Here is a 26,096-nt window from a genome sequence, read left to right as displayed (position 1 = left end):
GTTATCCCTCGTCGCTTCTGTATTCTAAAATATCTCCGGGCTGACAATCGAGCGCCTTGCAAATCGCCTCTAAAGTCGATAATCGAATCGCTTTTGCCTTTCCGTTCTTCAAAATGGACAGGTTAGCCATCGTTATTCCGACTCTCTCCGTAAGCTCCGTAACGCTCATTTTCCGTCTGGCCAGCATCACGTCAATGTGGATTATTATCGCCATGTCACTCACCTCAGACCGTCAAGTCGTTTTCGGATTTTATATCGATGGCCTGTTGTAAGAGCTTCTGGAGCACGGCGGCAAAGACGGCAATGACCATGGAGGCGAAAACAATGACCATTCCGATTACGATGACCCCGGGGGAATCGTCTTTCTCCCCCATGAGATAGAAGAGCGGCATGCCTAGCGCAAACAAACTACTGATGGAGATTGCGCAGGCGGTGATGTTCTTTAACGCCCGTACGGATCGCTCCGAGAACGCTTCGTTCTTATCGATATAGCCTAACAGCTTGAAAGCCTGGTACAGCGCAAAGTAAAAAGGGATCGCCCCTGCGTACAGGAGGAGAAAAACGAGATATTTGAGATACGTATGATCCGGATACAAATCCACCATATAATCAGCGATCTCCGGCACCGCGAATATGCACATTGCGAGAACCGGGGTTCCGATAAGAAAAACAGCTACCCGTAAAAATAACGTTGTTCCTCGTTCCACGAACAAACACCTCACTAAGTTATCGTTAAGTTGAATTTATCACACCATTTATCGTTTCGCAATAAATTTAGATCGTTTAATGATCAATTTCGATTGTTTTGCACAGAAAAAAGAGCATTCCTCATCGCGGAGAAATGCTCTTGCTATACTCGCCGATCATGGGTTCAGGTGTCTTTTGACCTCGTTAATTTTATCTGCGTCTACGGATTCGCGACTACCGTCTTCAAATATGATTTCACTGCGGCGTTCGTCAAACCGGGTTACGGTCGCCATATTCACGAGGATATCTTTATTCACCAACACAAACTGAGCTTTAAATAATTCGGCGGCGTCTTTGATTTTATTGATGGGCGTGTATTTTCCCTTTTTGGTGACATAACAGAGCGTTGATGCCCCATCCACTTTAATTTCCTCATTGGATATCACTTCGGAATATTTAATGATCGTAGGTTTGCCATCCTTCACCGACAGGACCGGAATGTTGTAATCTTTGTCCATGTTGATCACTTCCCCAGCATTAGTTACTGGTTAATATACCGTTTCCCCCGTCATCTCACAAGCGAGCCTTCCAAGCGTCGGGGGTCATGCCGAAATGGTTTTTGAATAGCTTGATAAAATATTGAGGCTTCTGATACCCGACCTCTAACGCAATTTGACTCACTTTCATCTCTTTGTTCTTGAGGAGCTGCACGGCTTTGTCCATGCGCAGCCGCAGCACGTAGGCCGAGAAGTTCTCCCCGCTTCCCTGCTTGAACAAGTTGGATACGTATACCGGATGCAAGTGAACATGATCGGCCACCGATTGTAACGTCACTTCGCTTAACCGTTCCTCCACATAGCGATAGACCCGGTCCATCAGTTCCGATCGCAGACTATCGGACCGATTGCCGCTATAAGCCTTGAGCAAATGGAAGCTGACGAACGCCCACTCGCGCAGCGGCCCCGCGCTCCAGCTGGCATCCGCTTTCAGCATCATGTCGATGTCTCTGCCGAACACCTCGAAAAACCGTTTCCCTTTTTTATGAACGTAATAAGTGAACGCCTGGAGCAAGGCCGTGTAAATTTCGAAGCCGTATTCGTTCGTGTTGCTGGCTTGACCGTCGAGCTCATCGAAGATCATCGCAAGCTTCTTCTCCAAAGCGCCCCACTGCTCGACCTCGATCAGCTGCATAAGCGTCGGCGTGGCGTACAGAGAGGACAGCGGACGCAGCTCGATCATCGTCTGAACTTGGACGACGTTCAGGAAGCTTTCCGTCTGGTAGCCGATGAAATCCGAATACGTCGACAACGCCGCACGGTACATCGTAGCCAAATCGCGCGGAATGTTGCCGCTATGGCTGACGACGACCGACACTTTCATTTTCAAATACAGCTTAATCTGATGCTGCACTTGTCTCGCCAAATCTTCGAGCATAGCGCTTGCTTCCGACTCGCTCCCGGTTGCGCCTTCCAGCGGTTGAACGAGCATGATCAAGTAATCGTACGGATCTTTGCATTGCCACACGCGATGGTGCCTGGAAAATACCTCTTCCGTAATATTGCACAGGGCGTATTCCAGCAAAGAGAAGCTATACAAATCGGTATCCGAATTGTTCTCTTCGACTCGGATGCAGAGCAAGGTAGCGGATTGCTCCAAGTCGAAGTTCAAATTGTACAGTCCCATCTTTTCCTTCAAAGAAGATGCCGGCAGCTTTTGTCCCTCTAGCAAGTCCAAAAGCAGCGATTCGCGAAGCTTCGGCAAGCTCTCGCGGAACAGACCGGCGATTTTCTGCTGATCGACGAGCTGTTTGCCCTCTTGTTCGATCTCGGCAATCAGCTCGCGTATCGTAAGCTCTAGCTCATCATTGGGTACCGGTTTGAGCAAATAGCTCGAGACGCGATGCTGAAGAGCTTCCTTTGCGTATTGAAATTCGTCGTGACCGGTAAGAATGACGGTTTTAATGTTGCGGCGCTTCTCGTTGACGTTGGAGATGAGCTCTAGACCGCTCATTCCGTTCATTTGAATGTCGGTTACGATGATGTCGATGGAATGATAGGCGAGCAGCTCCAGCGCTTCCTCGCCGGAGTAAGCTTTGTGCACCGTGGTAATGCCCATTCGTTCCCACGGGAGCGCGATCGCCATACTGTCTACCAAATGGGTGTGATCGTCCACGAGCAAAATTTCGTACAAGGCCATCCACTCCTTCCGCCTCTATTCTACTCCCCGCATTTCCAAGAAAGCTCCGCGCACACTCCGCCGAGCGACGACCCCCGAAGGATCAGTCCCGAGCCGTCGCCGTACAACAGCTTCATCCGTTGATGCACGTTTTGCATGCCGGATTCGATATCCTCGTTGTTCGCCGTCCGTATGCGCACGTTCATGGCGTCCAGTGCCGGCGTTTCGATCCCGATGCCGCTATCTTCGACCGTCAACCGCGCGAATTCGCCGTCCCTTGTTCCTTTGATGCGAATCATCCCAAACCCGCTTTGATTTTTGAACCCATGCAGGATCACGTTTTCCACGAGCGGCTGTACGATCAAGCGCGGAACTTCCATTTGCAGCATGGAGGGCTCGACTTCGATCTCGAACTCGAAGCCGTCCATCAGCGAATAATTGATTTGCAAATAATGGGCTACCATCTCCAGCTCTTCCTCGAGCGTAGCCAGCTTTCTCCCGGTCTTCGTCGTGTAGCGGTAATATTTGCTTAAGTTCATCGTCATCGCGATCGCCGCTTCATTCTCGCCCAGCTCGATCATGCTCTTAATATAAGCAAGCGTATTGTAGAGGAAGTGGGGATTAATTTGCGATTGAAGCTGCTTAAGCGTCGCTTCCTTGGAGCTCAGCTGCTCCTTGAATACGTCTTCGATCAATGCCTCGATCTTGGAAGCCATCGAGTTAAAGCGGTCGTACAGGAACCGGAATTCGCCTTTCGGCTTGTCTTTCATCCGGCTTGAGTAGATGCCTTTCTCGATCAGATTCATGCTTTGCATTAATTTGCGGAACGGGATTTGCACGTTGCGGTATAAGACGAAAGCAAGCACGATCGCCATGAACAGCATCATCGAGCTGATCGCGTAAAACATCGTTTGATTGCGTTTGATCGGCGCCATAATTTGCGTAATCGGAACGTAATCGACGACGTACCAACCGAGCGAATCTACCTTTTTATAATGGAGCTGATAGCTGGATTCTCCGGCCTTGTTAAGAAAATAACCATCGCTCGAAGACGAATCCGGATTAAATCCGGTTAACAACTCGTCTATTAGCGCTCGGTCGGAAGAGTAATTGTAGATCGGCGCGCTGCCCGGCTGGTACAGAAACGGATCGCCCGACCCGTTCGTCTTGAAATCGGACAACGCGCTATTGATTTCGGCCACGTCCATCTTCACGATGACCCGCATGTCGGCCTCCGCCTGAGAACCGGAACTGCGCGGGTACGATAACACTTCCATAAAGTACGACCCGGCCGGATCCTCGAAATACTGCCATAGCATATCCTCGTCGGGAAGCTTGGACGGCAAGGCGTTCAAACTCGAATTACTTTTGATCACGTTGTCCGCCTTCGGATAAGTAACGGCGATGACGGCCTTCCAATCCCCGTACCCCGCAAGGCGATTGATTTCTTCCGAGACGGTACGAACGGTTCTGTACTTTTGCAAAATATCGCCAAGTAGATCCGGATACGCCAAATTGCGGACGTCCGTGCTCTCGTAAAGCATTTTTTGATACGTATCCAACTGAAGCAACGTATGATCCAGCTGGCTCGCGAACGTCTCGATCTGGTTTTGCTTGACCTTCATAATCTCGTCGGTCAGTAAGTTTACGCTCGTACGATTGGATATCGCATACAAAATCAGAATCGGAGTAAGCAATATAAACAGCGTCGATATGACCTTCGTGAATATGCCGAAATTATTCATGCGCATCGTTCATCTGCTCCCGGAATGTCTCGAACTGGCTGCGAGCTTCTTCGAACACTTTGTCGAAACCTGCTTTTTTAAGGGCTTGAATCGCATCCGCGTACCCTTCGTCATAGCCGACTAGTCCAAAGTTGATCGGTTCGAACTTTTCTTTGTAGACGGTCAATACTTTGGCCAGTTCGTTCTTGACGGGTTCCTCGTTAAAATGAAACCCGAAAAGCTTGGAAATTTTCGCGTTATCGTCGTTATTAAGCATATCGTCGACCACTTTATCGTCTACGATCGTAGGTGCGGTAAAGTAGTTTTTGTTTCTCCACATCCACTCGTACATGAGCTGATCGTTCGTAAGCAGCCTGATTTTGCCGTCGTCCAGCTCGTAATCTTTGCCTTCCACGCCATAGATGATGAACATATAATTCTCTTTGCTCTTCAAAATCCAGTTCATGAACTTCATGGCGCGTTCCGGATTTTCGGCCGAGGCGGGGATCATATAGGCTTCATTGCTCGGCGCGATAATGTATTTCGGTTTGTCCGGAGACAGGTAATATTCGCGAAGCCTGGCGTTCGGATCGGCTTTTTGCGCCGTTTGCAAATTTTCCATTGCCCGCGAAACCGCGCCGACGCGGAACAGTAGCTTGCCCGCGTTCTCTTGGTCGATCTTGGCCGCCGGATTGCCGACGAGGTCCATATCGATGATGCCTTTGGCTACCCAGGATTCGCGGAGCTGAACGGACTTTTTGTATAAATCCGACTCGACGTAATTAATGAGCTCCCCCGTATCTTCGTCTACCGCGAACAATTGCTGCTCGTCGAGCATGGAATAGTTGCGATCGGAAATTTCCCGCCATAGGATGTCCTGGCCGCGGTCCGTCTCCAGGTAGCCGTAATAACCGGGTTCTCTCGCATGCATTTTCTCGTAAAAAGCTTCAAGATCCGCGATCGTCTTGATTTCCGTCATGCCGACCGATTCCAGCAAATCCTGACGGACGAGCACCGACGTAAACTTGCCCGCGGAAGTAAACGCCTGAGACGGAATCGCCCATTGCTTGCCGTTGATTTGGTCAAGCTTGAAGTTGTCGGCGGGAATGTTCGAGATCAAATCTGAACCGTATATGGCAAGTAATTCGTCGAGTGGCTGTATGTAACCTTTGGACATGTAGCCGGAGACGAACGGAGTGCCGTACCAGAATAAGTCGTATCGTTCGCCCGTGGAGAGCGCGAGCTCAAGCTTTTGCTGATAATTGGCCCATGGGATATACGTAAGATCGAGCTCCATATTCAAATCCTGCCTCAGTCTGGCATTCAGTTCATTATCTACGAATTCCCTCATGCGCGCCGATTCGTCGCCGGGCATAATCATTCTCAGCGTAACGAACTTGTCCGTACCGTTCCCGGAGGAGGATGGCGCATTCTCTTCGTTACCGCGGCAAGCGCTCGTCAGAACGCCGACCAAGACAAGCAAGGCGAAGACCCGTAACGTACCTTTGAGCATGAATGCAGAACCCCCATTGTAGAAAAAGCACTAAATTCAGGTTACATGATCTTGCCGCAATCGAATAGACCCGCAATTCAAGAATCGATGCCCGATATTTAAGGTTGCGCGAAAGCCTCCGTACCCTCTCCCACGAACTTTCATGCAGAATGTGCAATTAGATTCGCCGTTGTCCCCCAATAACGCCGTCTTCGTGCATTTAGTACAACTAACTTTCGACTTTTTGCCTAATTGCCTGCTTGCGGCTACTTTTAACTGTACGCCATGCAACAAGTGCGCGCGTAATCGAAGAGTCCATCGGATTAGATGTACGTAATGCAACTAGCCGACAGTCTTGCATAAGCGCCAAAAGGGACTTGGCGAATATCGCCAAGCCCCTGCCAATCAATTAATAAATTGCACGTACTGCATGAACCGCTTGATCAAGACGGCCGCTTCCGCCCGCGTCGCATGGGCTGCGGGGTCGATCGTCGTCGCCGATGTTCCCTTCATAATTTGCGCGGCGAGCAATTCGGCCAGCGAATGCTTCGCCCAAGCTCCAATGGAACCGTTATCCGCGTATTTACCAAGAATGGCCTCTTGCGTGTCGCCCACTTGCACGGATTTGTTCACGTATTTCAGAGCTCCGGATAATAGGACTGCCATTTGTTCGCGGGTAATTCGTTCGTTCGGTCTGAACGTACCGTCCGAATAACCTTTCACGATGTCCGCATCGACCGCTTGGCCAATGGCATCCGCATACCAGTCTCCTTGAGCGACATCGCTGAAGGTAGTCGGCTTACTAGGAGAACTCAGTCCGAGCGAACGAACGAGTAAAGCTACGAACTCCGCGCGCGTAATCGATTGATTCGGCTCGAAGCTGTCGGCAGTCACACCTTGTATGATCCGCTTGGAGGCCAACAATTCGATATCCGGCCTTGCCCAGTGACCGTTAAGGTCGGCGAAAGATTTGCTGCCCGATACTACCGTGTAAATACTATTCCCGTTCCGTTTGATTACGACTTCCGTATTTCCGTTGCTGCTTGCGAATGTTGCCGGTACGAAGCTGAATGTCCCCGTAACCGGGTCATATACGACGGCAGTAGCCTTAGTCGGATCAATGGAACCCGGGAGGATGATCGATCTTGCAACGTACGTGTTGCCGAAGCCGTCGACTTCAACCGTTTTTCCTTTGGCGTTCGCGGTGATCCTGTAATCCAAGGTGGAGGAAAGCAAGGTAAGCCCATTGTTACTTGCCTGCGTAGAGATTTGGTCTGCCGCTGCTCCCGTTACTCTGTCGATCTCTATGCTTAGGGTCATTTCTTCAACTTTCACGCCAAGTTCTAGCGCTAAAGCTTGCAAGCCTAACGCCTTAACGGGAACTTGATAGTCCCCAAAATCGGTTTTGACGATCACGATCGCTTCCGGCATGTCTTTCGCTACGTCCACGAATGCGGAGGAAGGAAGATTTACCTTTACGTTTCCTCCGTCACTGTCCACTTCGACCGTAACCGATTTAACTTCGACCGCACTGCTTTGGAGAGAGTCGAAAGCATCCTTGAGTTTATTCGAATCTACGGTCGCGACCGTTTCTTTAACGCCGTTCGCGTTAGTGCCTTGAACGGAATTCACACCGTCTTTGCTTAGCTTAACGCCGTCCTTCGACTGCTCGTTCGGCGTTGTGGTCGGCGTTGATGGTGATGACGGCGTCGAACCGGAATCGGAGGTCGATACGGTTATTGTGAATGCCTTCTCTATATGGCCGTCGGAGGTGCTAGCCTTAATGATGGTTTGGCCGACGCCAACTGCCGTGACCAAGCCAGCGGCAGATACGTAGGCGACTTTATTGTTCGCCGAAGACCACACGACTCTACTATTGCTCGCATTCGCCGGCGCTACGGCGACATCGATCTGCTTGCTTGCGCCTGGAGCCAATTGAACCTGCTGCGTCGTATTCGCCGTTAGTCCCGTAACTCTTACCGGAGCTTGCGCAGCGCTATTCGATACCACTACGTTGCCTAGATTCAGCCATCCGTCGCTACCTTGCTCGGTATTGGCAAAGTTGAACGTCTTGGCATCTGCGTTGATCTGCTCTAGCGGATTGACGTAGCGCATGAAGATTTGATAGCTTCCGTTAGGCAATGCCGGATTGTCGGTCGATTCGAACAGCTTATTATTCTCGAATCCGTTCGTGTTAGGAAGAACGTCTTTCAAATCCCAGCCCGGCTCCCATATTTTCACGAAACCATCGCCTGATTTGGCGGCAAGCTCGACCTTCCAATCGTAGTAGAACGGCGCTACGCCTCTGTTCTCAAGCTCGGCGGCAACCTTCAGATTGCCATCGGCTGCATCCAGGTAAGCAGTCGGCACATGATATTCATAGCCCATATCGCGGGAACCTTCCGTAGCTCTTGCCAACGCCGCAGGGTCCAGCGGAGTTTGGAAAATGCCCTGCGCGATCAACCAGGATGCATGCGTCAGATTAAGACTGGTGTAGTAATCCTCGCCTTGCGCGCCTTCGATCGGCGCCGAAGGCTCGTTGTATCTAGGCGGATCATTGTTCCACATCTTCACTTGAATTTCCGGTCTCATCTCTCCGCCCATGCTGTTTTGCTTCCAGAAATCGTTCACTCCCGCGTCATTCACTCTACCCCAGAAATGCCAGCCTTGCCCTCCCAAGCTTGGCGGCAGCGTCTGGAACGCGAACGAATCGTCATGATAGCCGATATCAAAGTTTTTGGTCTTGAGCGTGCTATTGTCCATCGGATATCTTAGTACGAGCTGCGTTTCGTTGAACGCGTTATCCATATCGGTAAGAACCCGCTTCAGGTTCGCGTCGGTCGGCATCAGGTTAGGCGATTTCAAATTCCCGTCGTAAGGATACGTGTGCCACTCGCCCCAGAAGCCGATTAACCCGGTCATGATGAAGCCGATCCGAGGGTCGCCGTCATAACGCGATCCAAGCGCGCCGATAAAATTGTCCAAAGCGGCCATTAACCGCTCGTCATTGTAGTCGGGAGCTACGCTCGTAGCGTCCTTGCCATTGTCGTACTCCGTATAGCCGTGAGTCGCCAGCCCTTCATCCAGCAGGAATTGCGGAATTCCCGACGGCTTATTCGGGTAGTCCAGATACACCCTGAATACGGCCTGATTTCCTCTGGATGCGACCGCTTCAAGCCGTTTGTCCAGTTCGGACCAATCGAAATCGTTCATATTGTTCATCAGCTTGTTGAGCGGCAAATAGAAAAACTCCATGCTGTACGGCAACTGGGCAGGCCGGTCTCTCCAGTCGTCGCCCGTTTTAAAATAAGCTTCCTCGGATGCATCGTAGAAAGGAAGGAAGCCTTTCAACGGATTGTCTACCGGTGCGCTTTGATACGCCAATGTATGCGTCCCGTCTAATGTTGCCCAAGAAGGCGCGCTCGGGTGGTCGACAGGTTCGGGCTCGGGTTCTCCGCCCGACTGATCCGTCCTGCCTGCCAATGCGTACAAGCCAAGCTGGTCGATCGTAAGGACGTTGTCCGCTTGATTTTTAGGACCGAAACCGAACTGAACTTGAAGCACCTTGCTCGCATCGAATTCAGCGTCGCAGGCGTCGCAGCCCTGCCATGCGGATTGGGACATCGCGCTCAAAGGAATTCTAACCATTCCCGCGTAGCCCGCAGCGATTGATAGCGAACCTCCGCCGAGAACGGTCGACTTCCAGCCATCGGCGGCATTGTAGAACATCACGGTTCCGCCTGCCTTCAAGGAGAACTCGCCTTTCGAAGCATCCGTAACGACCGCAACGTTCAGATCCATATTTTTGTTGCTTGGCGAAGCATTGTTCACCCAGAAGGTCAGTCCGTCGAAGGAGGACCAATCCGAGTCCGATCCGGTAAATGCGATACGTTTAATATTCACCCAGTCGGATGCATCCTTGCCCGGAGGAGGGGAAACCGAGAACTTCATCGCCTGGCTTCCGTTCGAGAAGTTCGCCGTGTCTAGCGTTCGAAGCGTAGACGGCTCACCGGATTCCCAATCGATTTTCCAGACGTTCTGCAAGGCGGCATCGTCCGCATAGGACTCGAAATCGTCCAGCGATTTATCTGCCCGATAGAGGGTGATGTCATCTATCGTGATGACGTTGTTCGCGTAACCCGACGGCGGGTATCCGAACTGAAGGCCGTTCACTTCGCTAGGATCCAACGCCGCGGAGCAGTCTGCCTGAACGCCGTCGCACTGCCATGCGGATTGGACGAATTGATCCCAAGCAATTCTGACGACTCCTTCGAATCCGGCGGGAACATTAAGCGAAGCGCCGTTGAACGCCGCAGGGTGCCAGTTTCCGTTGTCAGCGATCGTCAGCGCCGATCCGCCCTCCTTCAATCCGAACTCGCCTTTGGATACGGGCGTTTCGAGCGCGACGTTCAAGCTGAAGTCTTTGCTATCGCTCGCCGTATTGTTCACCCAGAAGCTCAAGCCGTCGAATGCGGACCAATCATTCTTATCCGCAGGGATGGAATGGATAATATTCGACCAAGTCGAAGCAGCGTTCGCAACCGCAAGCTTCAAGCCTTTGCTTCCGCTTGCTTGGCCGATCGTTCTCGTTACCGAGCCTGGTATGTCGGACCACGCTTCAGACCAGGCTTGCCCGATCGCCGCGTTATCCGCGTAGGACTCGAAATCTTCGATGAGCCCAGGAGCCGTCGCCGGCGGGGTTACCGGCGGCGTTTCCGTCTCCGTATCGGATTCATACCTGTCCGTCAAATAGATTTCGTCGATATAGATGGTACCCGTCGTATCCCAATTCGCTTGCGATATCGCTAGACTCCAGATCGTATCCGATAGATTCGCTCCGCCTGCGGCCAAATCGATCACGATATCTTTGTAGTCTGTCGTTATCGTATCTCCGCTGAATTGACCGATCGTCTTCGAAGCGCCGCCAATGGTCAGCTTGACCTGACTCTCTTCGCCGCCGACGGCTCCTTTTACCCGAATGACCAGCTTGTTCAATTCCGATAGATTGCGGCCGATATTGATATCCATCCATGAACTATTCTTATATTGCAGCACCAATGCGCCATCGGCAACGACGCCTGCGCCATCCCCATTCCCAAAGTTGCTGCCATTAATCGATTGATTCAGATCGTTCAACTTCGTTGCGCCCCACGCAGGCGACCCGTCGAAGTTATCGACGAGAAGCCGTTGCGGAGGAGCCGGCGGCGACGTCGGCGGCGCGGAGCAATCCCCATCGCAATCCCCGATCAACACCGAACCTAGATTGAGCCAACCTGCCGCGTCTTGATCCGCATTCGCGAAGCCTACTTTTTTCGCTTTAGCGCTAGTCGCCTCTAGTGGATTGACAACCTTCATGACCAAATAATAATAACCGTCGTTCAAGTCCGGATCGGCAACCGTCGTATCGAAGTAATAAGGCTCGCCGAATGGGACATACTTTGGATCCCCGGGAACGTTCCACTCCGGATACGTTCTGATTTGCACAGGCTGAACCTTCGTAATATCCCACGACGTGTCCCATTGCTTCACGAGCGTCCCCGAAGCATTCTTGACGCCTAGCTCTACCTTCCACGGATAAGCGAAAGGTGCGACGCCGTTGTTCTGAATGGTCACTCCGACCTTCAGAGGATCTCCTTGGGCAACATCGTTGTAATAGGCGCTCTTCACGTTCAGATCGTAGCCCATCTTCCTTACGCCCGCGGCAACGGCAGGATCGCTGGCGCTATAGTTGCTGATGCCCCACTGGTTGATCATCCACGTGGCGTGCGTCAGTTCGATATCGTCCAATGCATTGTCGACATTGGGGCCGCCGCTGAAGAAGGTATTCTGAATTTCCGGACGGACTTCGCCGCCTACGGATTCTGTCATCCATTTATTTTCCGAACCCGCGTCCAGCATCTGGGTCATGAACGAATAGTAGGCTCCGCCCATGCTTTCCGGTTGCGTCACGCTCTGGAGCGGATCGCCTTCCTTATAGCCGAACGAATCGTCATGATAGCCGATGTCGTAATTTCCCGCGTTATGAAGCTTCGGATTGCGAACCTCAAGCTTCGTATAATCGAATGCGTTATCGTATGCGGTGAAAATACGGTCTATCGTCACGTCGCTCGGCATGTGATTCGGTAATCCGTCGGCCGTATCGTCATCATAAGGCCACGTATGCCATTCCCCCCACAAGCCGACGAGTCCCATGTGGATGAAGCCGATCCGCGGATCGCCGTCATACTTCGCGCCGAATGCGGCGATGAAGTTTTCCAGATAGGTGACCATGTCAGGATTGTCGTAATCCGGCTCGATTTGACCCGAGTTATCGCGCATTTCGATGCCGTCATTATCATGAATAAACTGCGGAATGGCGTCCTCTCTGCCCGGATACTCCAGATACACTCTCACGGCAACCTGATTCCCTCTTGCCGCGATCGCGTTCAAGGCCGGCTCTATGCCTGCATCAAACGTAAAGGAATTCGGACCGTTCATTACATCTTTCAGCGGCACGTATACCCATTCCAAGCTGTGGGGGAACGAAGTCTCGGTTTCCCACGGATAGAACGGCGCGAATCCTTTCAGCGGATTGTCCAAAGGACTTGGGGCAGCAGTCAAGTCGTGCTGGGTCAGCGTACCATCCACAGCCGGACTCGCATAAGGTAACGTCGGTATACCCGTCGGAGCCGGAGTTGCCGAAACCGCTGGTACCATGTTCATAAACAGCGACGACAATAAACTGAATATCAGAATGAATTTCATGGATGCTTTTCTTGAATCGTACGCAAACCTTTTCATCGTATTCCTCCCATTTTTAACTTGTTAAGCGCTTTCAGATAAAAATTGATAGATAGGAGTATCTTTAACTTCGACTCCCCTTTCCCCCAATTCCCCTCAATCCTTTCGAGAAATTATTTGCGCAAATATTCAAGCGAATTGTAGCATGGTGAATTCGAATTTGTATATGGCCCATCGTATTTACGTTATCAATGTGGTGGGACACCTTAAATTTGTGGCTTTGTATGTCACACATAAAGCAACTATAATAGGTATTATTGCGCAAATATTTTCTTAAAGCGCACGCAAAGGAGGGATGGCAGCCAGACATCCAGATCCGATCTTCATGGAAGCACAAACTTCACTCATGGAGGTATGATGATGTCCACAAAGAAATGGCTCTCTTCTATGCTTGCGGCTATTATCCTCATTAGCTTGATGCCCGCCTACCTAGCAAGCGCCGCGACACTCACTTACGCCGCCGATTTTGCAAGCGTTTTTCAAAATCCCGAAAGAGGCTTCCACAACCGTTACGAGATCATTAACGACGTTTCGGTCAACGACTATGCCAGCTCCGCGACGAGCATCGCCGGCTTCAATCCCGACATGCTTGACCGCACTTTCGCGCGCGCCAAGCAAGCGGGCAATACACTCATTCACAGCTACATCCACCTGGACAAATACAAAAACACCGACCAGCTCCCGCAAGCCTTGCTTGACAACTTGGCTTCCGGACTCGCTTCGATCCGCGCCGCCGGTCTCAAAATCGTCTTGCGTCCGGCATACGCTTGGTCAGAATCGCCCACGCTGCCCGAAAGCCGTATATTAGGGCACATCACGCAACTCAACGCCGTCATCTCGGCTTATTCGGACGTCGTGCTCCACCTCGAGGCCGGTTACCTCGGTCCTTGGGGCGAATGGCATACGAGCCAATTCACAGATCCTTTCAACCGAGCGGACGCCGACACCCGCTACCGCATCATCAAGCAAATTTTGAACACGACCCCCGCTTCCATTCCGATCGTCATCCGTTACCCGATTTTTATCAAAGAAGTGCTTGAACTTCCTACGCCAACCGGTTCGACACCTCTAACTCAGAGCAATCGAGACCGCATCGGCTTCCACAACGACTGCTTCCTATCCGACTCCGCGGATATGGGCACGTACGACAACAACTCCTGGATGGGCTGGTATTACGTCGAGGAGAAAAAACAGTGGATGTACGATCTGGCGACTTCGACCGGAGGCAACAAAATGATGGGCGGCGAAACGTGCGACTCCGCAGGCTCCAACGACCTCGCCGGAGTCAACGTGCAGTCGGAGATGAGCAAACTCAATTTCACCGAAATCAACGAGGATTACGCCGCCGTTAACCTTAACATTTGGAAAAACGCCAACCTGACGGCATCCGGCAACGATCCCGCGGAAACCGCCTTCACCCGTCTGAAGCGCAAGCTCGGGTATCGGCTAAGACTCGTCGACGCGACTTTCCCGACGAGCGCCAGTCCCGGAGGCAGCTTCACCTTCTCCGCTCATCTGAATAACGACGGCTATGCCGGCATTATTAAATCCAGGCCTGCATTCCTCGTCTTCGATAGCGGAACTCAGCGATACAACGTGCAGTTGACCGGCGTGGACGTCCGGCAATGGCTGAGCGGCCCCGTTACGGTATCGAACCAGACGGTTACTTTGCCTGCAGGCATGGCAGGCGGCAACTATAAGCTGGCTTTGTGGCTCCCGGACGCCGACGCAGGATTGCGCTCGCGACCGGAATACTCCGTTCGTCTTGCCAACACGGGAACTTGGGATGCGACCAAAGGCTATAACGTCTTGGCCAATGCCGTGACGATTAGCGGAACTCCCGTTGCGCCTCAAGCTCCGGCGAACTTGCAGACCTCCCCCGGCAACGCTCAAGCCTCATTGACTTGGGATGCCGTCGACGGAGCGACGAGCTATAACTTGCTTCGCTCTACGACTAGCGGTTCCGGCTATACGCAAATCGCTTCGGGCTTGGCAGTTACTAGCTTTACGGATACGGGCTTAACGAACGGAACGACCTATTTTTACGTCGTTAGAGCCGTGAACTCCGTCGGAGCGAGCGGCAACTCCAACCAAGCAAGCGCGACCCCGGCCGCGATTTCCGTTCCGGCCGCGCCCGCATCGCTGACGGCAACGCCGGGTAACGCGCAAGCTTCTCTCTCGTGGCCAGCCTCGACGGGCGCAACAAGCTATTCGATATTGCGGTCGACGACGAGCGGTTCCGGTTATGCGTCCATCGCATCCGGCGTGACCGGCACTTCGTATATCGACACCGGCCTAACGAACGCAACGGCCTACTATTACGTCGTCCGCGCCGTTAACGGCGCCGGAGCGAGTGGCAACTCGCCGCAAGCGAGCGCGACCCCGGCCGCCCCGCAGCCGGTAACGATCGACGCCTATGCGAGCGCGACGGCGTTCGCGAATAAGAAGAATGATCTGAACTTGGACTTCAGTTGGACGATGGATAGCTTGTATTACGGCTCCGAAAGCGTAGGCAACATCGTCCTCAACTCCGGCGGCAACGGGCAATATTTGCAAGAGAACGTCAATCGCAGCCTTGCCGGCGCTACGAATTTAATTATTCGCGCGCGCGACTGGAGCGACTCCGACTCGGAAAGCCATTGGAACGTCGTGCTGAACGACGGGACGGACCATTCGGTCGGACCGATTTCCTTGTACGGAAACGTAACCGGAAGCTATTCGAACATTACGGTCCCGCTCTCCGCGTTTAACGCCAACTTGGCGAATACGCAGTATATTCGCCTCGTCCATCGCGACACGACCTACGCCGTGCTGCTCCTCGACTCCATTACGGTCGATGGCGGAGGAAGCGGAGGCGGCGGTGCCGATACCGCCGCGCCGTCCGCTCCGGCAAACCTCGCGCAGACGGGTACGACAAGCAGCTCCGTCAGCCTGTCGTGGAATGCTTCAACGGATAACGTAGGCGTAACCGGCTATATCGTCTACCGCGGCGGCGCCCAAGTCGGCACGCCTACCGGCACGAGCTTTACCGACACCGGACTTAGCGCGAGCACGGCGTACGTGTATACGGTGAAGGCCCGCGATGCGGCCGGCAACTTGTCCGCCGCCAGCTCCGCTCTGTCGGTTACGACGAGCGCCGCATCGGACGCGACGCCTCCTTCCGCACCCGGAAATCTCGCATCGTCCGGCAAAACGAGTAGCTCCGTCAGTCTCGCTTGGAGCACCTCGACCGATAATGTCGGCGTAACCGGTTATATCGTCTACCGCGGCGGTACCCAAGTCGGCACGCCTACCGGCACGAGCTTCACCGACACCGGACTCAGCGCGAGCACGGCGTACGTGTACACGGTGAAGGCTCGCGATGCGGCCGGCAACTTGTCCGCCGCCAGCTCCGCACTGTCCGTCACGACCGATGCCGCTACCGCGCAGACGAGCTACGAAGCCGAAGCCACCGGCAACGCGCTCGGCGGCAACGCGGCGACGGCTTCCTGCGGCAGCTGCTCGGGCGGCTCCAAAGTCGGCTATGTCGGCAATGGCGCTACGCTTCAATGGAACGGCGTCATTCCGGCTACTTCAGGCAGCCAGACGGTCAAATTTTATTATTTGAACGGAGAATCCAGCCGTTCCGCGCAAGTCAGCGTGAACGGAGGCTCGGCCGTTACCGTGAACTTCCCAAGCAGCGGCGGTTGGGGTACCGTTGCCTCGCTTGACGTTACCTTATCGCTGAATGCCGGCACGAACACCATCAAGGTATCGAACGCCAGCGGCTGGGCTCCGGACTTCGACCGCATTTCCCTTAGCGCGCCGCCGGATACGCAAGCCCCTTCCGCGCCTACGGGACTCGCGTCGCCGGGCAAGACGAGCACGTCCGTCGACCTGGCTTGGAACGCCTCAACGGATAACGTCGGCATAACCGGCTACCTCGTGTTCCGTGGTGGCACGCAGGTCGGCACGCCTACGGGCACGAGCTTCACGGACAGCGGACTCACGGCTGGCACAGCTTATTCTTATACGGTTAAAGCGCGAGATGCAGCTGGCAACATATCCGCCGCCAGCTCGGTGCTTTCCGTTACGACGACCCCGCCCGACACCCAGGCGCCTTCCGTTCCGGCAGGCCTCGCCGTGTCCAGCAAGACGAGCAACGCCGTCAGCTTAACGTGGACCGCCTCAACCGACAACACGGGCGTAGCCGGCTACCTCGTGTTCCGCGGCAGCACGCAAGTCGGCACGCCGACGGGCACTAGCTATACCGATACCGGTCTTAGCGCCAGCACGGCTTACACCTACACCGTCAAAGCGCGCGACGCAGCCGGTAACGTGTCCGCTGCCAGCTCCACCCTTTCTGTCACGACGAACGCCCCGCCTCCGGGAGGCTCGGCAACAACGGTTCCGACCGGCGTGCCCATCAATCCTTACGCCGTTAATACACCGGACGCCGCATTGGCCGTTCATGCGCTGACGAAAGGTACCGACCCGATCACAAATCCGCTCAAAGGCTTCGCCATCTGGCATTGGTCGGGCGACAACGCCGACAAAACCGTGCTGGCAGGCGGCATCCGCAACTCGCTTGAATGGAAATACTTCGGTCTCGGCGAGTTGATGACCGGCATGAATACGTACGATTGGTCGCTGGTAGAGAAAGCCCTTGACGAAGTCGCCTCCCACGGCAAACAGCTTTCGCTTCGGGTTGCTAGCTGCGAATCGTTCTCCAGCAAAGACGTTCCGGACTTCCTAATGAGCCAGGTTAGAAACGGATGCATCCTCAACTACGATTCTCCGACCGTCATGCAGGCTTTCCAAAACTTCATCGCCGCCTTCGGCGCCAAATACGACGGAGATCCGCGCATCGGCTTCATCCATATGGGCCTTGTCGGACGTTGGGGCGAATGGCACACTTGGCCGAACGACGGCAGCAACGGTACGCAAAACTGGATGATTTCCGACGCGAACGCCAACGTCATTCTCGACGCATACGATGCCGCCTTCAACACGACGCGTCTGGAGAACCGCTACCCTCGGTCGGGCGGAGGTACTCATCTGACGACGCTGGCCAGCATCGGCTTCCATGACGATTCGTTCGCTTACCGCGAGACGGATCCGGCCCTCGGCCGCGTAGGCAGCATGACGCTGCCATTGTCCATGGACGGCAAGTCGGACTCCCAACTGACTCAGGCCTTCCTGTTCGGTTCCGAGAACAAATGGGCGACGGCGAGCATTGGCGGCGAGGTTCGTCCCGAAGTCCAAGGCAATCTGTTCGGTCCCGCATCGGCGACCAAGGACGACGCGATGACCGACGTGGAGATGTCCCACGCGACATGGATGATTTGCCAGAACTGCACTTACAACATCAACGACCCTAATGAAGTCGCCGTCTGGCAGAAGATGGGCTACAACTTCTACGCCAAGAACGCGTACTTCAACAATACGGTCTCCGGCAACTTTAAGGTCGGCGTGCAAATCGAGAATACCGGCGTCGCGCCGTTCTACTACGGTCCGAGCATGTATCCGGTCGAAGTCGCGCTTAAGAACACCTCTGGCTCAATCGTCAAAAGATGGACGACGGATTGGGACCTGCGGACGATTATGCCCAAACAAGTCCGCGCATTCCCCGAATGGAACGTGCCGGGTAATCCGACTTACGTGAACTTCGGACAACCGCAATATTTCGATACGACGGTTAATGCCGCGGGCGTCGCTTCGGGACAGTACAAATTGGTCATGCGCGTCGTTAATCCGCTCGAGCGAATCAACGAAGCCGACGTCCGGGCTAAAGGCCAGTTGCCTGCCTACTTGCCGTGGCACACCCCGCTTCCGCTCCTGTTCGCGAACACGAGCCAAGGCTCCGACGGCTGGCTTGATCTGGGCAACATTACTTTGCAGTAACTGGTTTACGCTCATCTCATCCGCCACATGGCCGCCGCGCTCGCTCTACATGCATAACGTGCAACTAAATTCGCCGCCGTCCGCCCATCATGCAAAACGTACAACTAGATTCACCACCGCCCGCCCATTCGCGTCGTCTACGTGCATTTCGTACAACTAACTTTCGACTTTTGGCTCATTTCCCACGATTCGGCTGCGATTAGCTGTACGGAATGCAATTAAAGTGGCAGAATCCGAGGATTACGTCGGATTAAATGTATGTTCTACAACTAGGCGACGGTGGCGGGTGGCATCGTGTTGGCGGCATGGTGTAACTCTCGGAATTCAACTCCTCTTAACACGCTCACTTAGGCTGTAACCACACCTCATCATGCAAAACGTACAACTAGATTCACCACCGTCCGCCCATTCGCGTCGTCTACGTGCATTTCGTACAACTAACTTTCGACTTTTGGCTCATTTCCCACGATTCAGTTACGATTAGCTGTACGGAATGCAACTAGAGCGGCAGAATCCGAGAATCCCATCGAATTAAATGTATGTTCTGCAACTAGGCGACGATGGCGGGTGGCGTGGTGATTGCGCGTGGTGGCGGGTGGCGAGCAGCGAGGTCGCGGGTGGCGAGTGTAGTCGCGGAAGTGCAGCCGCGAGGCAACTCAAGACATCAAAATGGGCTTGGCGAGATAATCGCCAAGCCCATTTGCCTTTCCACCACCCAAAATAGCAAGCAATGTTCTTATCGATGATAGAAGAGGGACATGTGTCTCCTGAAGAGCGAGAATTCACCTTGTTAAGGTGTTACCATTCAGAATTCGGGACCAAATTTCGGGGTCCCCGCAAAGTAATTGGAATAGGCTACAAAGCTTTACTTCACTTTGCGGGGTGAAGCCGCAGCGGAAGGAGATACATATCCCTCCACACTCACATCGATTCCCTAACAACACTTGCCCCCCCTACGCGAACCGAATCTCGTCGATCCAGATCGTCCCGCTTCCGCCCCACCAGAATGTCATCGTCAATTGGCCGGGCGCGCTGCGATTCACGCCGTTCGCGACTAGATCAATCTCGATATCTTTGTAAGCCGTCGTAATCGTGTTGCCGCTGAAGTCCGCCAACGTCTTCTCCACGCCGCCGATGCTCAGCTTGAAGTGGGACTGTTCGCCACCGTTGGCGCCCTTCACGCGAACGATCATCTTCGTATATCCGGCGATGCTCTGCGTTACGTCGGTACCTAGCCAGCCGTTGTTAGCGTATTGCAGCTTCAGCGCGCCGCTCTCGATGATTCCCGCGCCGTTCGAGAAACTGTTGGCTCCCGCCCACTTGCCCAGATCGTTGCTGCCCGGCCATCCCGGCGAACCGTCGAAGTTGTCGAGCAGCAAGCCCGTGCCGCCTCCGCCCGAAGCGCTCGTCGTATCGGTGACGGAGTTGCTCGACGCGGAGACATTGCCCGCCGCGTCTTTGGCCTTAACGGTGTACGTATAAGAAGTACTCGCCGCCAATCCCGAATCGGTGTACGAAGCGCTAGCCGTCGTCCCGACGTACGCCCCGCCTCTGTATACGTCATAACCAACCACTCCAACGTTATCCGTAGAGGCCGTCCAGCTCAAGCTTATGCTGGCAGCGGTTTTCCCCGTCACGATCAGGCTTCCCGGAGCGCTCGGCGCTTGCGTGTCGCTGCCGCCTCCCCCGCCCCCGACGGCGACCTGGATTCGGTCGAAGTCCGGCGCCCAACCGCTCGGGTTAGACAGCTTGATCGTGTTGTTGCCCGCGGCCAACGTCACTTGCGCCTGCACCGTGCCGACCGTCGTCCAGCCGCCCGTGTTCGGGAAGCTTACGCTAACCGCCGATCCGCCGTTGACGCTCATCTGAGCCGTACGGGTCGCATCGCCGTTCAAGTACGAAATCGTCAGCGTCGCCGTCCCGGCCGAAGCCGCGTTAACCCCGTTAAATTGCAACGTCCCGCTATTGTTGCCTACGTAGCCGACCTTGCTCCCTCCGGAGCACGCCGAGCAAGCGCCTGTAACCGCGCCTCCCGCGAGCGTATTGCCCGAAGCCTCCGCCTCGTAAGTTACCGTACTGCCTCCGCCGCTTCCCGCGGACGTCGAAACGGTGACCGCGTTGCTCGCCGCCGACACGTTCCCAGCCGCATCGCGAGCCTTCACGGTAAATGTATACGACGTGCTTGCGGCAAGTCCCGTATTTGTGAAGGAAGTCGACGAGGTCGTTCCGACGAGGCTGCTACCCCGGTATACGTCGTATGCCGTCACACCGACGTTATCCGTAGCCGCGCTCCACGTTAACGCCACGCTGCTGGACGTGACGCCCGTCTGACTCAACCCCGACGGTGCCGTAGGTGCTTGCGTATCGCCGCCTCCGCCTCCGCCGCCGCTAACCCCGCCGTCGTAAGCCCCACTAGTTAAGCTATAGGATAGCGTGTTGTCAGACTTCAAGCTGCTGAACGAGCCCAAATTCTGATCGCTCGGATCTCCCCCGATACCGACTTTGCCGATCGGCGTACGACCGCCCGAATAGTAGTTCGTATTCGCGAATCTTACGCTAGGTTTCCAGCCGGACGGATCGAGAATCGACAACGCCAGCGTATACGTCCCGTTAGCCAAGTTGCTCGGAATCGTGAACGAACCGGATACCGCGTTCGTTGCCGGCGCGTTAGTATAAGTCCTCGTGCTCGCGTTCCAATTGGTGCCGGGCAACCATTGCCGAATGTCGGCATTGAACAAGCCTTTCCAGGCAACCGTTTTATCCGCTCTGAGCAAGCTGGCCTCTACCGGCCAATTGTAATAGAACGGCGACGAGCCTTTATTTACGACGTTAAACGAGACGTTCATCGTGCCGCCAGGCGTAACGTTGCCGGAGAATGAAGCTTGATTAATGACGTACCGGTAACCGAGCACCTTCTGCATCGCCGTCGCACCTGTTTCGACCGCGGAGTTAGCCGCATTATATTCCGCGATCCACCCGAGGCTGGACGTGTGGGTTTTCATAATCCAATCGATCACGTAGTTCGTGTTATTCACGCTGCCCAGCGTTCCGTCCGGGCTGCCGCCCAAGTTCGATTGGTCACCCCAGTCGTACGCGACCTCGCCGCTGTTGATTTGCGTCCGCCACGTATCCCGCGAGATTTCTCCGTTTCCTCCCGCGGCGTCATCCGGGAGCGCGAAGGAATCCCACTGGATGCCGAACGGATAATTGACGAACGTCTCCGGATAACGAACCATTACCTTCTTGTTCGGAAACGCGCTGACATAAGCATCACCGAGTGCTTGCTGGAAGCTTAGCGGAATGCGGTCCGTTCCGTCGGCGAACTTGTTCGGATAAATATGCTGCTCGCCCCAGTTCCCGAACAAGCCGAATTCGACGGCCGCGACGCGGGGATCGTTGTTCCACGCTTGCCCGAGCTTGGCGATAAAGGCGACCATCCGGTTTTTGTACGTATCCGAAAGCCATTGCTGAGCCGGATCTCCATGCGGAATACCGTCCGGCCAATATTCGCCTACGTTCGGATAGACGATGACGACCCTCGGCACAACCTTCAAATTGCGGTTTTCCAGCCCCGCCCACGCGGTGTTGCTCCAATCTTTAATTTTCTGCACCGAATCCGAAGCCAAATTCTCGAGACTCGTATACGGAATGTACTGCTTGTAGATCGAAGTGTACTCCTTGTCCGGGAAGTTAGTGCTGCCGATGTACACCGACGGCCTGAACCCCATATTCGGATTTTTGAACGCTTCCGACGTTTCGGTCAAATTAACCGTCAACGTCCCTACAGCGGCACGAGCTTCTTTACCCGGCCACCCCGCCGATCCCGCCGCCACAACCAAAGCCAGGGAGAGCGACAAAATAGACGACCCTAATTTTCTTTTCACTACGAATTCCTCCTCTAAAATTTACATATTAAGCGCTTACATAAGGAGGTGAACGAAAAGGGAGCATCATCAAGACCTCCCTTATCGTCCTACCCTTTGTGAGCGCTAAATGCCACGCCTTCGATAAATCTCTTTTGGAAAATAAAGAACAAGATAATCATCGGGATGACGGCCATGAAAGCTCCCGCCATCAGCACGGGGTAATTCGTTCCGAATTTGGATACGAGCGTTGCCAGCCCGGCGGACAAAGTCAGCTTCTCCGGAGAACTATTAATAATAAGCGGCCACTGCAGCTCGTTCCAAGACCACAGCAATTGAATGATGACGACCGCGACTAACGCCGATTTTACGAGCGGAAGCATAATGTGCCAATAGATTTGGAACGGATTGCAGCCATCGAGAATAGCCGCCTCCTCCAACTCTTTTGAAATACCGAGGAAAAATTGCCTAAGCAGGAAAGTGGCGAAAGGACTAATGAGCGCCGCGATCCATAGCGCCGTTACCGTATTCACCAGTCCCAGCTTGCTGAGCATGAGATATTGCGGCGTGTAAAACACCGGGTTCGGTACCATCATGACGGAGATGATGAGAAAGAAGCACAACGCTCTGCCCGGAAATCGAATTCTCGCGAAAGCGAAAGCAGCCATCGAACTGAATACGATCGGGAACACAGTCTTCATGAATGCCGAGAAAGCCGTATTGAAGTAGTAATACTTAAAGGAAGATTGTACGAACGCTTCCTTGTAGCTCCCCCATTTCAACTCGGAAGGGAATATTTTGACCGGAATTTGGGTCGCTTCCATCGGCGTCTTGACGGAAGTCAGCAGCATCCATATAAAGGGCACGACCATAAAGAGGGAGGTTGCGATGAGCACTACGTAGATGACAAGTTTCGTTCTGTTGTTCGATCGGACCAAGCTGCCGTTCATCTCATGCCCTCCTTAGTCGTATACGACCCATTTTTTCTGGAATAAAAACTGCAGTCCCGTCAGGACCAAATTAATGAGAAGTAATATGTTAACGATGGCCGCACCATAGTTCTGATCGTAGTAGACGAAGGAATTTTGGTAATAGGCGTACACGAGCGAACGAACCGAAGGCAACGCCACGTTCGTCTTCCCGATGAGCAAGTAGATAGAGTCGAAAATTTGCGATGCCCCGATCATCAACACGACCGTCGTGAAAAATAGCGTCGGGGTTAGAAGTGGCAACGTGATATACCGGAATTTATTGAATTTGACCGCTCCGTCGATCTCGGCCGCTTCGTACAACGTCTTAGGAATCCCTTGCAAACCCGCCAATATAAGCAGCATGTTAAAGCCGATAGCCGCCCAGACGCCAACGAGCACGACGGAATACATCGCGAAGCGGGGATCCGACAGCCATGAAATATGCGTACCGAACACATAGTTTATAAAGCCGTAATCCTGGGCGAACAGAACGACCCATACCATGGCCGCCGCCGCGGGCATAGTCACTTGGGGCAGGAAGAAGATGACCCGGAATATGGACTGTCCCTTGATTTTGGCGTTCAGCATCACGGCGAAAAAGGTAGAGAGCACCACGGTCGCCGGTACGAACAGCACCATGTAGTAGAGCGTATTGCGCAGGTTTTGCCAAAACTCCGAGTCGTGGAATAGTTTCTCGTAATTTTTGAATCCGACCCAATGGTTGACGAGCCCGAAATTCTCGGATTTCAGAAAACCGAGATATATGGAATAGAAAGCGGGCCAGCTCCAGAACACCAACGTGCCGATCAGTGTGGGAGCAATCATAAAGTACGCCCATAAATATCTGCTTTTCGACATAATCGCCGCCACCCTTCTCGATCGCCGAAGGCATTCCGCAAGCGCGGAACGCCTTCGACATTCATCCTGCTAATCGTTATTTCGCATCGGCTATCGCTTGGTTCATCATATCCGCGACTTTCTTGGCGCCTTCCTCGATGGAAATCGCTCCGCCCCATGCTTGAGACATGATCTCGGATTCTTTGGCGAACCAGACAGGGTAGGATTTCGAACCGCTTGGATACGGAACCGCGTCGGATGCCTGATCGATGAACACTTGCAGGTTCAAGTCCGGTTTCGATTTGACCCATGCGGCTTGCGTGTCTTTGAATGCCGGGATTGCCGCGCCCATCTCGGCGGTAATTTCAGCCGCGCGCTTGGAGCCTAGGAACTCAAGGAAAAGACCGGATTCGTCTTTGTTTTTGCCTTTGGCCGACATAACGTTGCCGAGACCGTTAATGATGTTGCCGCGTTTCACTTTGCCTTTCGGAAGCGGTGCCCAGTTCCATTTGCCATGAATGATTTCGCTGCTATCGATATCTCCGTTGCGCCAAGATCCTTCGAAGATCATGGCCAGCTTACCGGATTTGAACATTTCGGTGGAGTCGGTATCCGTCAGTTGTTGATGCGTCGGGGAAGCTTTGTCGAGCACCATTTGGTAACGGAATTTCAGAGCTTCGATGGAAGCAGGATCGTCATATCCGGATTTGGACATGTCGTCCGATAAAATATATCCGCCGTTCGCGAGCATATCGTTCCAGTAGCCGACTTGCGTATCCATTTTAGCAGCGAATCCGTAAATGCCTTTGTCCGGTTGGGACAATTTCTTGGCGACTTCGGCAAGCTTATTGTAATCCCAAGTATCGTCCGGATAAGGAACGCCTGCTTGGTCGAACAATTCCTTGTTATAGGCAAGCCCGATCGTATCGAAATCCTTCGGCACGCCGTAGTTAACGCCGTCGAGCGTGTAGATGGAACCGAGGTTGGAAGCGTAGTTGTTCAAATCGATGGCGCCAGCATCCACTTTGTCCGTGATCGGCTCAAGGAATCCGCCCGTCGCGTATTTAATGAATTGGCCTCCGTGCATCCAGAACACGTCTGGCAAAGTGCCTGCAGGCGCGGCGGCGGACATCTTCGTCCAATAGTCGCCCCACGGGATGACTTCTACCTTAACTTTGATATTCGGGTGCTGCGCTGTGAACTCGGACGCGATCGCCTCCATCGCTGGCTGTTGGTTCTTGTCCCAAATCGTATAGCTGATCGTTACGTCCTTCTCTGGCTTCTGGCTCGCTTGATCGTTCGATGCGGACTGGCTAGGTTGCTCGTTCTTTGCGGACTCGCTTGCTTTATTGCCATTGTTTCCGTCGTTGTTGTTACCGCAGGCTGCCATAATCGTCGAGAATGCTAGAATCGTGCCCAATAAGTAAGCTGGTTTATTACGCAACATTTACGTTTCCCCCTCAAAGTTTATCCATGTCCGTTGCTCGTTTCGGAAAATTTGCGCAAATTATCCGACTCGTTGCATCAAGAGTACTTTTGACTTCTTCATCATAAAACGCCACAGACCACAAATAAATGCCGTAATTTAAAGATTCTCGCCACATATTTAAGAATCTATTTCCAACCCACTCTCATCTGTGCTACAAAAATGATAGGAAATTATTTTCGTAAATTTGCGCAATAT

Annotated in this window: 12 protein-coding genes; 1 reads left to right on the top strand and 11 read right to left on the bottom strand. The window is 53.6% G+C overall.

Annotated features, from left to right (window positions below):
- Window position 1: 1 nt before the first annotated feature.
- The 7 genes from ACFPQ4_RS09390 to ACFPQ4_RS09360 form a co-directional block, all read right to left on the bottom strand.
- Window positions 2-214, bottom strand: a complete 213-nt coding sequence (locus ACFPQ4_RS09390; RefSeq protein WP_378111557.1) for a helix-turn-helix domain-containing protein — start codon at window positions 212-214, stop codon at window positions 2-4.
- 10 nt (window positions 215-224) lie between these two features.
- Window positions 225-707, bottom strand: a complete 483-nt coding sequence (locus tag ACFPQ4_RS09385; RefSeq protein WP_378111556.1) for a DUF2975 domain-containing protein — start codon at window positions 705-707, stop codon at window positions 225-227.
- A gap of 156 nt (window positions 708-863) precedes the next feature.
- A complete protein-coding gene (locus ACFPQ4_RS09380; RefSeq protein ID WP_378111555.1) occupies window positions 864-1,205 on the bottom strand; it encodes a LytTR family transcriptional regulator DNA-binding domain-containing protein in 342 nt (113 codons plus the stop codon).
- 55 nt (window positions 1,206-1,260) lie between these two features.
- Entirely contained in the window at window positions 1,261-2,883 is a 1,623-nt protein-coding gene (locus ACFPQ4_RS09375) for a response regulator transcription factor (protein ID WP_378111554.1), read from the bottom strand.
- Between the two features lie 20 nt (window positions 2,884-2,903).
- Window positions 2,904-4,613, bottom strand: coding sequence for a sensor histidine kinase (locus ACFPQ4_RS09370; RefSeq protein WP_378111553.1), 1,710 nt, complete (start codon window positions 4,611-4,613; stop codon window positions 2,904-2,906).
- Window positions 4,600-6,099, bottom strand: coding sequence for an ABC transporter substrate-binding protein (locus tag ACFPQ4_RS09365; RefSeq protein ID WP_378111552.1), 1,500 nt, complete (start codon window positions 6,097-6,099; stop codon window positions 4,600-4,602). The genes ACFPQ4_RS09370 and ACFPQ4_RS09365 overlap by 14 nt, the downstream gene beginning before the upstream one ends.
- Before the next feature lie 384 nt (window positions 6,100-6,483).
- A complete protein-coding gene (locus ACFPQ4_RS09360) occupies window positions 6,484-12,858 on the bottom strand; it encodes an S-layer homology domain-containing protein (RefSeq protein ID WP_378111551.1) in 6,375 nt (2,124 codons plus the stop codon).
- A gap of 360 nt (window positions 12,859-13,218) precedes the next feature.
- Here ACFPQ4_RS09360 and ACFPQ4_RS09355 point away from each other — a divergent pair, with 360 nt between their 5' ends.
- Entirely contained in the window at window positions 13,219-18,741 is a 5,523-nt protein-coding gene (locus tag ACFPQ4_RS09355; RefSeq protein ID WP_378111550.1) for a DUF4832 domain-containing protein, read from the top strand.
- Window positions 18,742-19,694: 953 nt separating this feature from the next.
- Here the strand turns inward: ACFPQ4_RS09355 and ACFPQ4_RS09350 are convergent.
- From ACFPQ4_RS09350 to ACFPQ4_RS09335, 4 genes are all read right to left on the bottom strand, one after another.
- Entirely contained in the window at window positions 19,695-22,625 is a 2,931-nt protein-coding gene (locus tag ACFPQ4_RS09350) for a DUF4832 domain-containing protein (RefSeq protein ID WP_378111549.1), read from the bottom strand.
- Window positions 22,626-22,714: 89 nt separating this feature from the next.
- Window positions 22,715-23,554, bottom strand: a complete 840-nt coding sequence (locus ACFPQ4_RS09345) for a carbohydrate ABC transporter permease (RefSeq protein WP_378111548.1) — start codon at window positions 23,552-23,554, stop codon at window positions 22,715-22,717.
- 12 nt (window positions 23,555-23,566) lie between these two features.
- Window positions 23,567-24,433, bottom strand: coding sequence for a carbohydrate ABC transporter permease (locus ACFPQ4_RS09340; protein WP_378111547.1), 867 nt, complete (start codon window positions 24,431-24,433; stop codon window positions 23,567-23,569).
- A gap of 76 nt (window positions 24,434-24,509) precedes the next feature.
- Window positions 24,510-25,859, bottom strand: coding sequence for an ABC transporter substrate-binding protein (locus tag ACFPQ4_RS09335; protein ID WP_378111546.1), 1,350 nt, complete (start codon window positions 25,857-25,859; stop codon window positions 24,510-24,512).
- Window positions 25,860-26,096 lie beyond the last annotated feature (237 nt).

The organism is Cohnella yongneupensis (assembly GCF_042655785.1).
GTDB lineage: Bacteria > Bacillota > Bacilli > Paenibacillales > Paenibacillaceae > Cohnella > Cohnella yongneupensis.
This window is presented reverse-complemented; position numbering and strand designations above follow the sequence as displayed.

Coding starts and splice junctions, on each gene's coding strand:
- ACFPQ4_RS09365 (WP_378111552.1), bottom strand. CDS start 6,099: ATGCTCAAAGGTACGTTACGGGTCTTCGCCTTGCTTGTCTTGGTCGGC.
- ACFPQ4_RS09355 (WP_378111550.1), top strand. CDS start 13,219: ATGTCCACAAAGAAATGGCTCTCTTCTATGCTTGCGGCTATTATCCTC.
- ACFPQ4_RS09340 (WP_378111547.1), bottom strand. CDS start 24,433: ATGTCGAAAAGCAGATATTTATGGGCGTACTTTATGATTGCTCCCACA.
- ACFPQ4_RS09390 (WP_378111557.1), bottom strand. CDS start 214: ATGGCGATAATAATCCACATTGACGTGATGCTGGCCAGACGGAAAATG.
- ACFPQ4_RS09360 (WP_378111551.1), bottom strand. CDS start 12,858: ATGAAAAGGTTTGCGTACGATTCAAGAAAAGCATCCATGAAATTCATT.
- ACFPQ4_RS09345 (WP_378111548.1), bottom strand. CDS start 23,554: ATGAACGGCAGCTTGGTCCGATCGAACAACAGAACGAAACTTGTCATC.
- ACFPQ4_RS09375 (WP_378111554.1), bottom strand. CDS start 2,883: ATGGCCTTGTACGAAATTTTGCTCGTGGACGATCACACCCATTTGGTA.
- ACFPQ4_RS09380 (WP_378111555.1), bottom strand. CDS start 1,205: ATGGACAAAGATTACAACATTCCGGTCCTGTCGGTGAAGGATGGCAAA.
- ACFPQ4_RS09335 (WP_378111546.1), bottom strand. CDS start 25,859: ATGTTGCGTAATAAACCAGCTTACTTATTGGGCACGATTCTAGCATTC.
- ACFPQ4_RS09370 (WP_378111553.1), bottom strand. CDS start 4,613: ATGCGCATGAATAATTTCGGCATATTCACGAAGGTCATATCGACGCTG.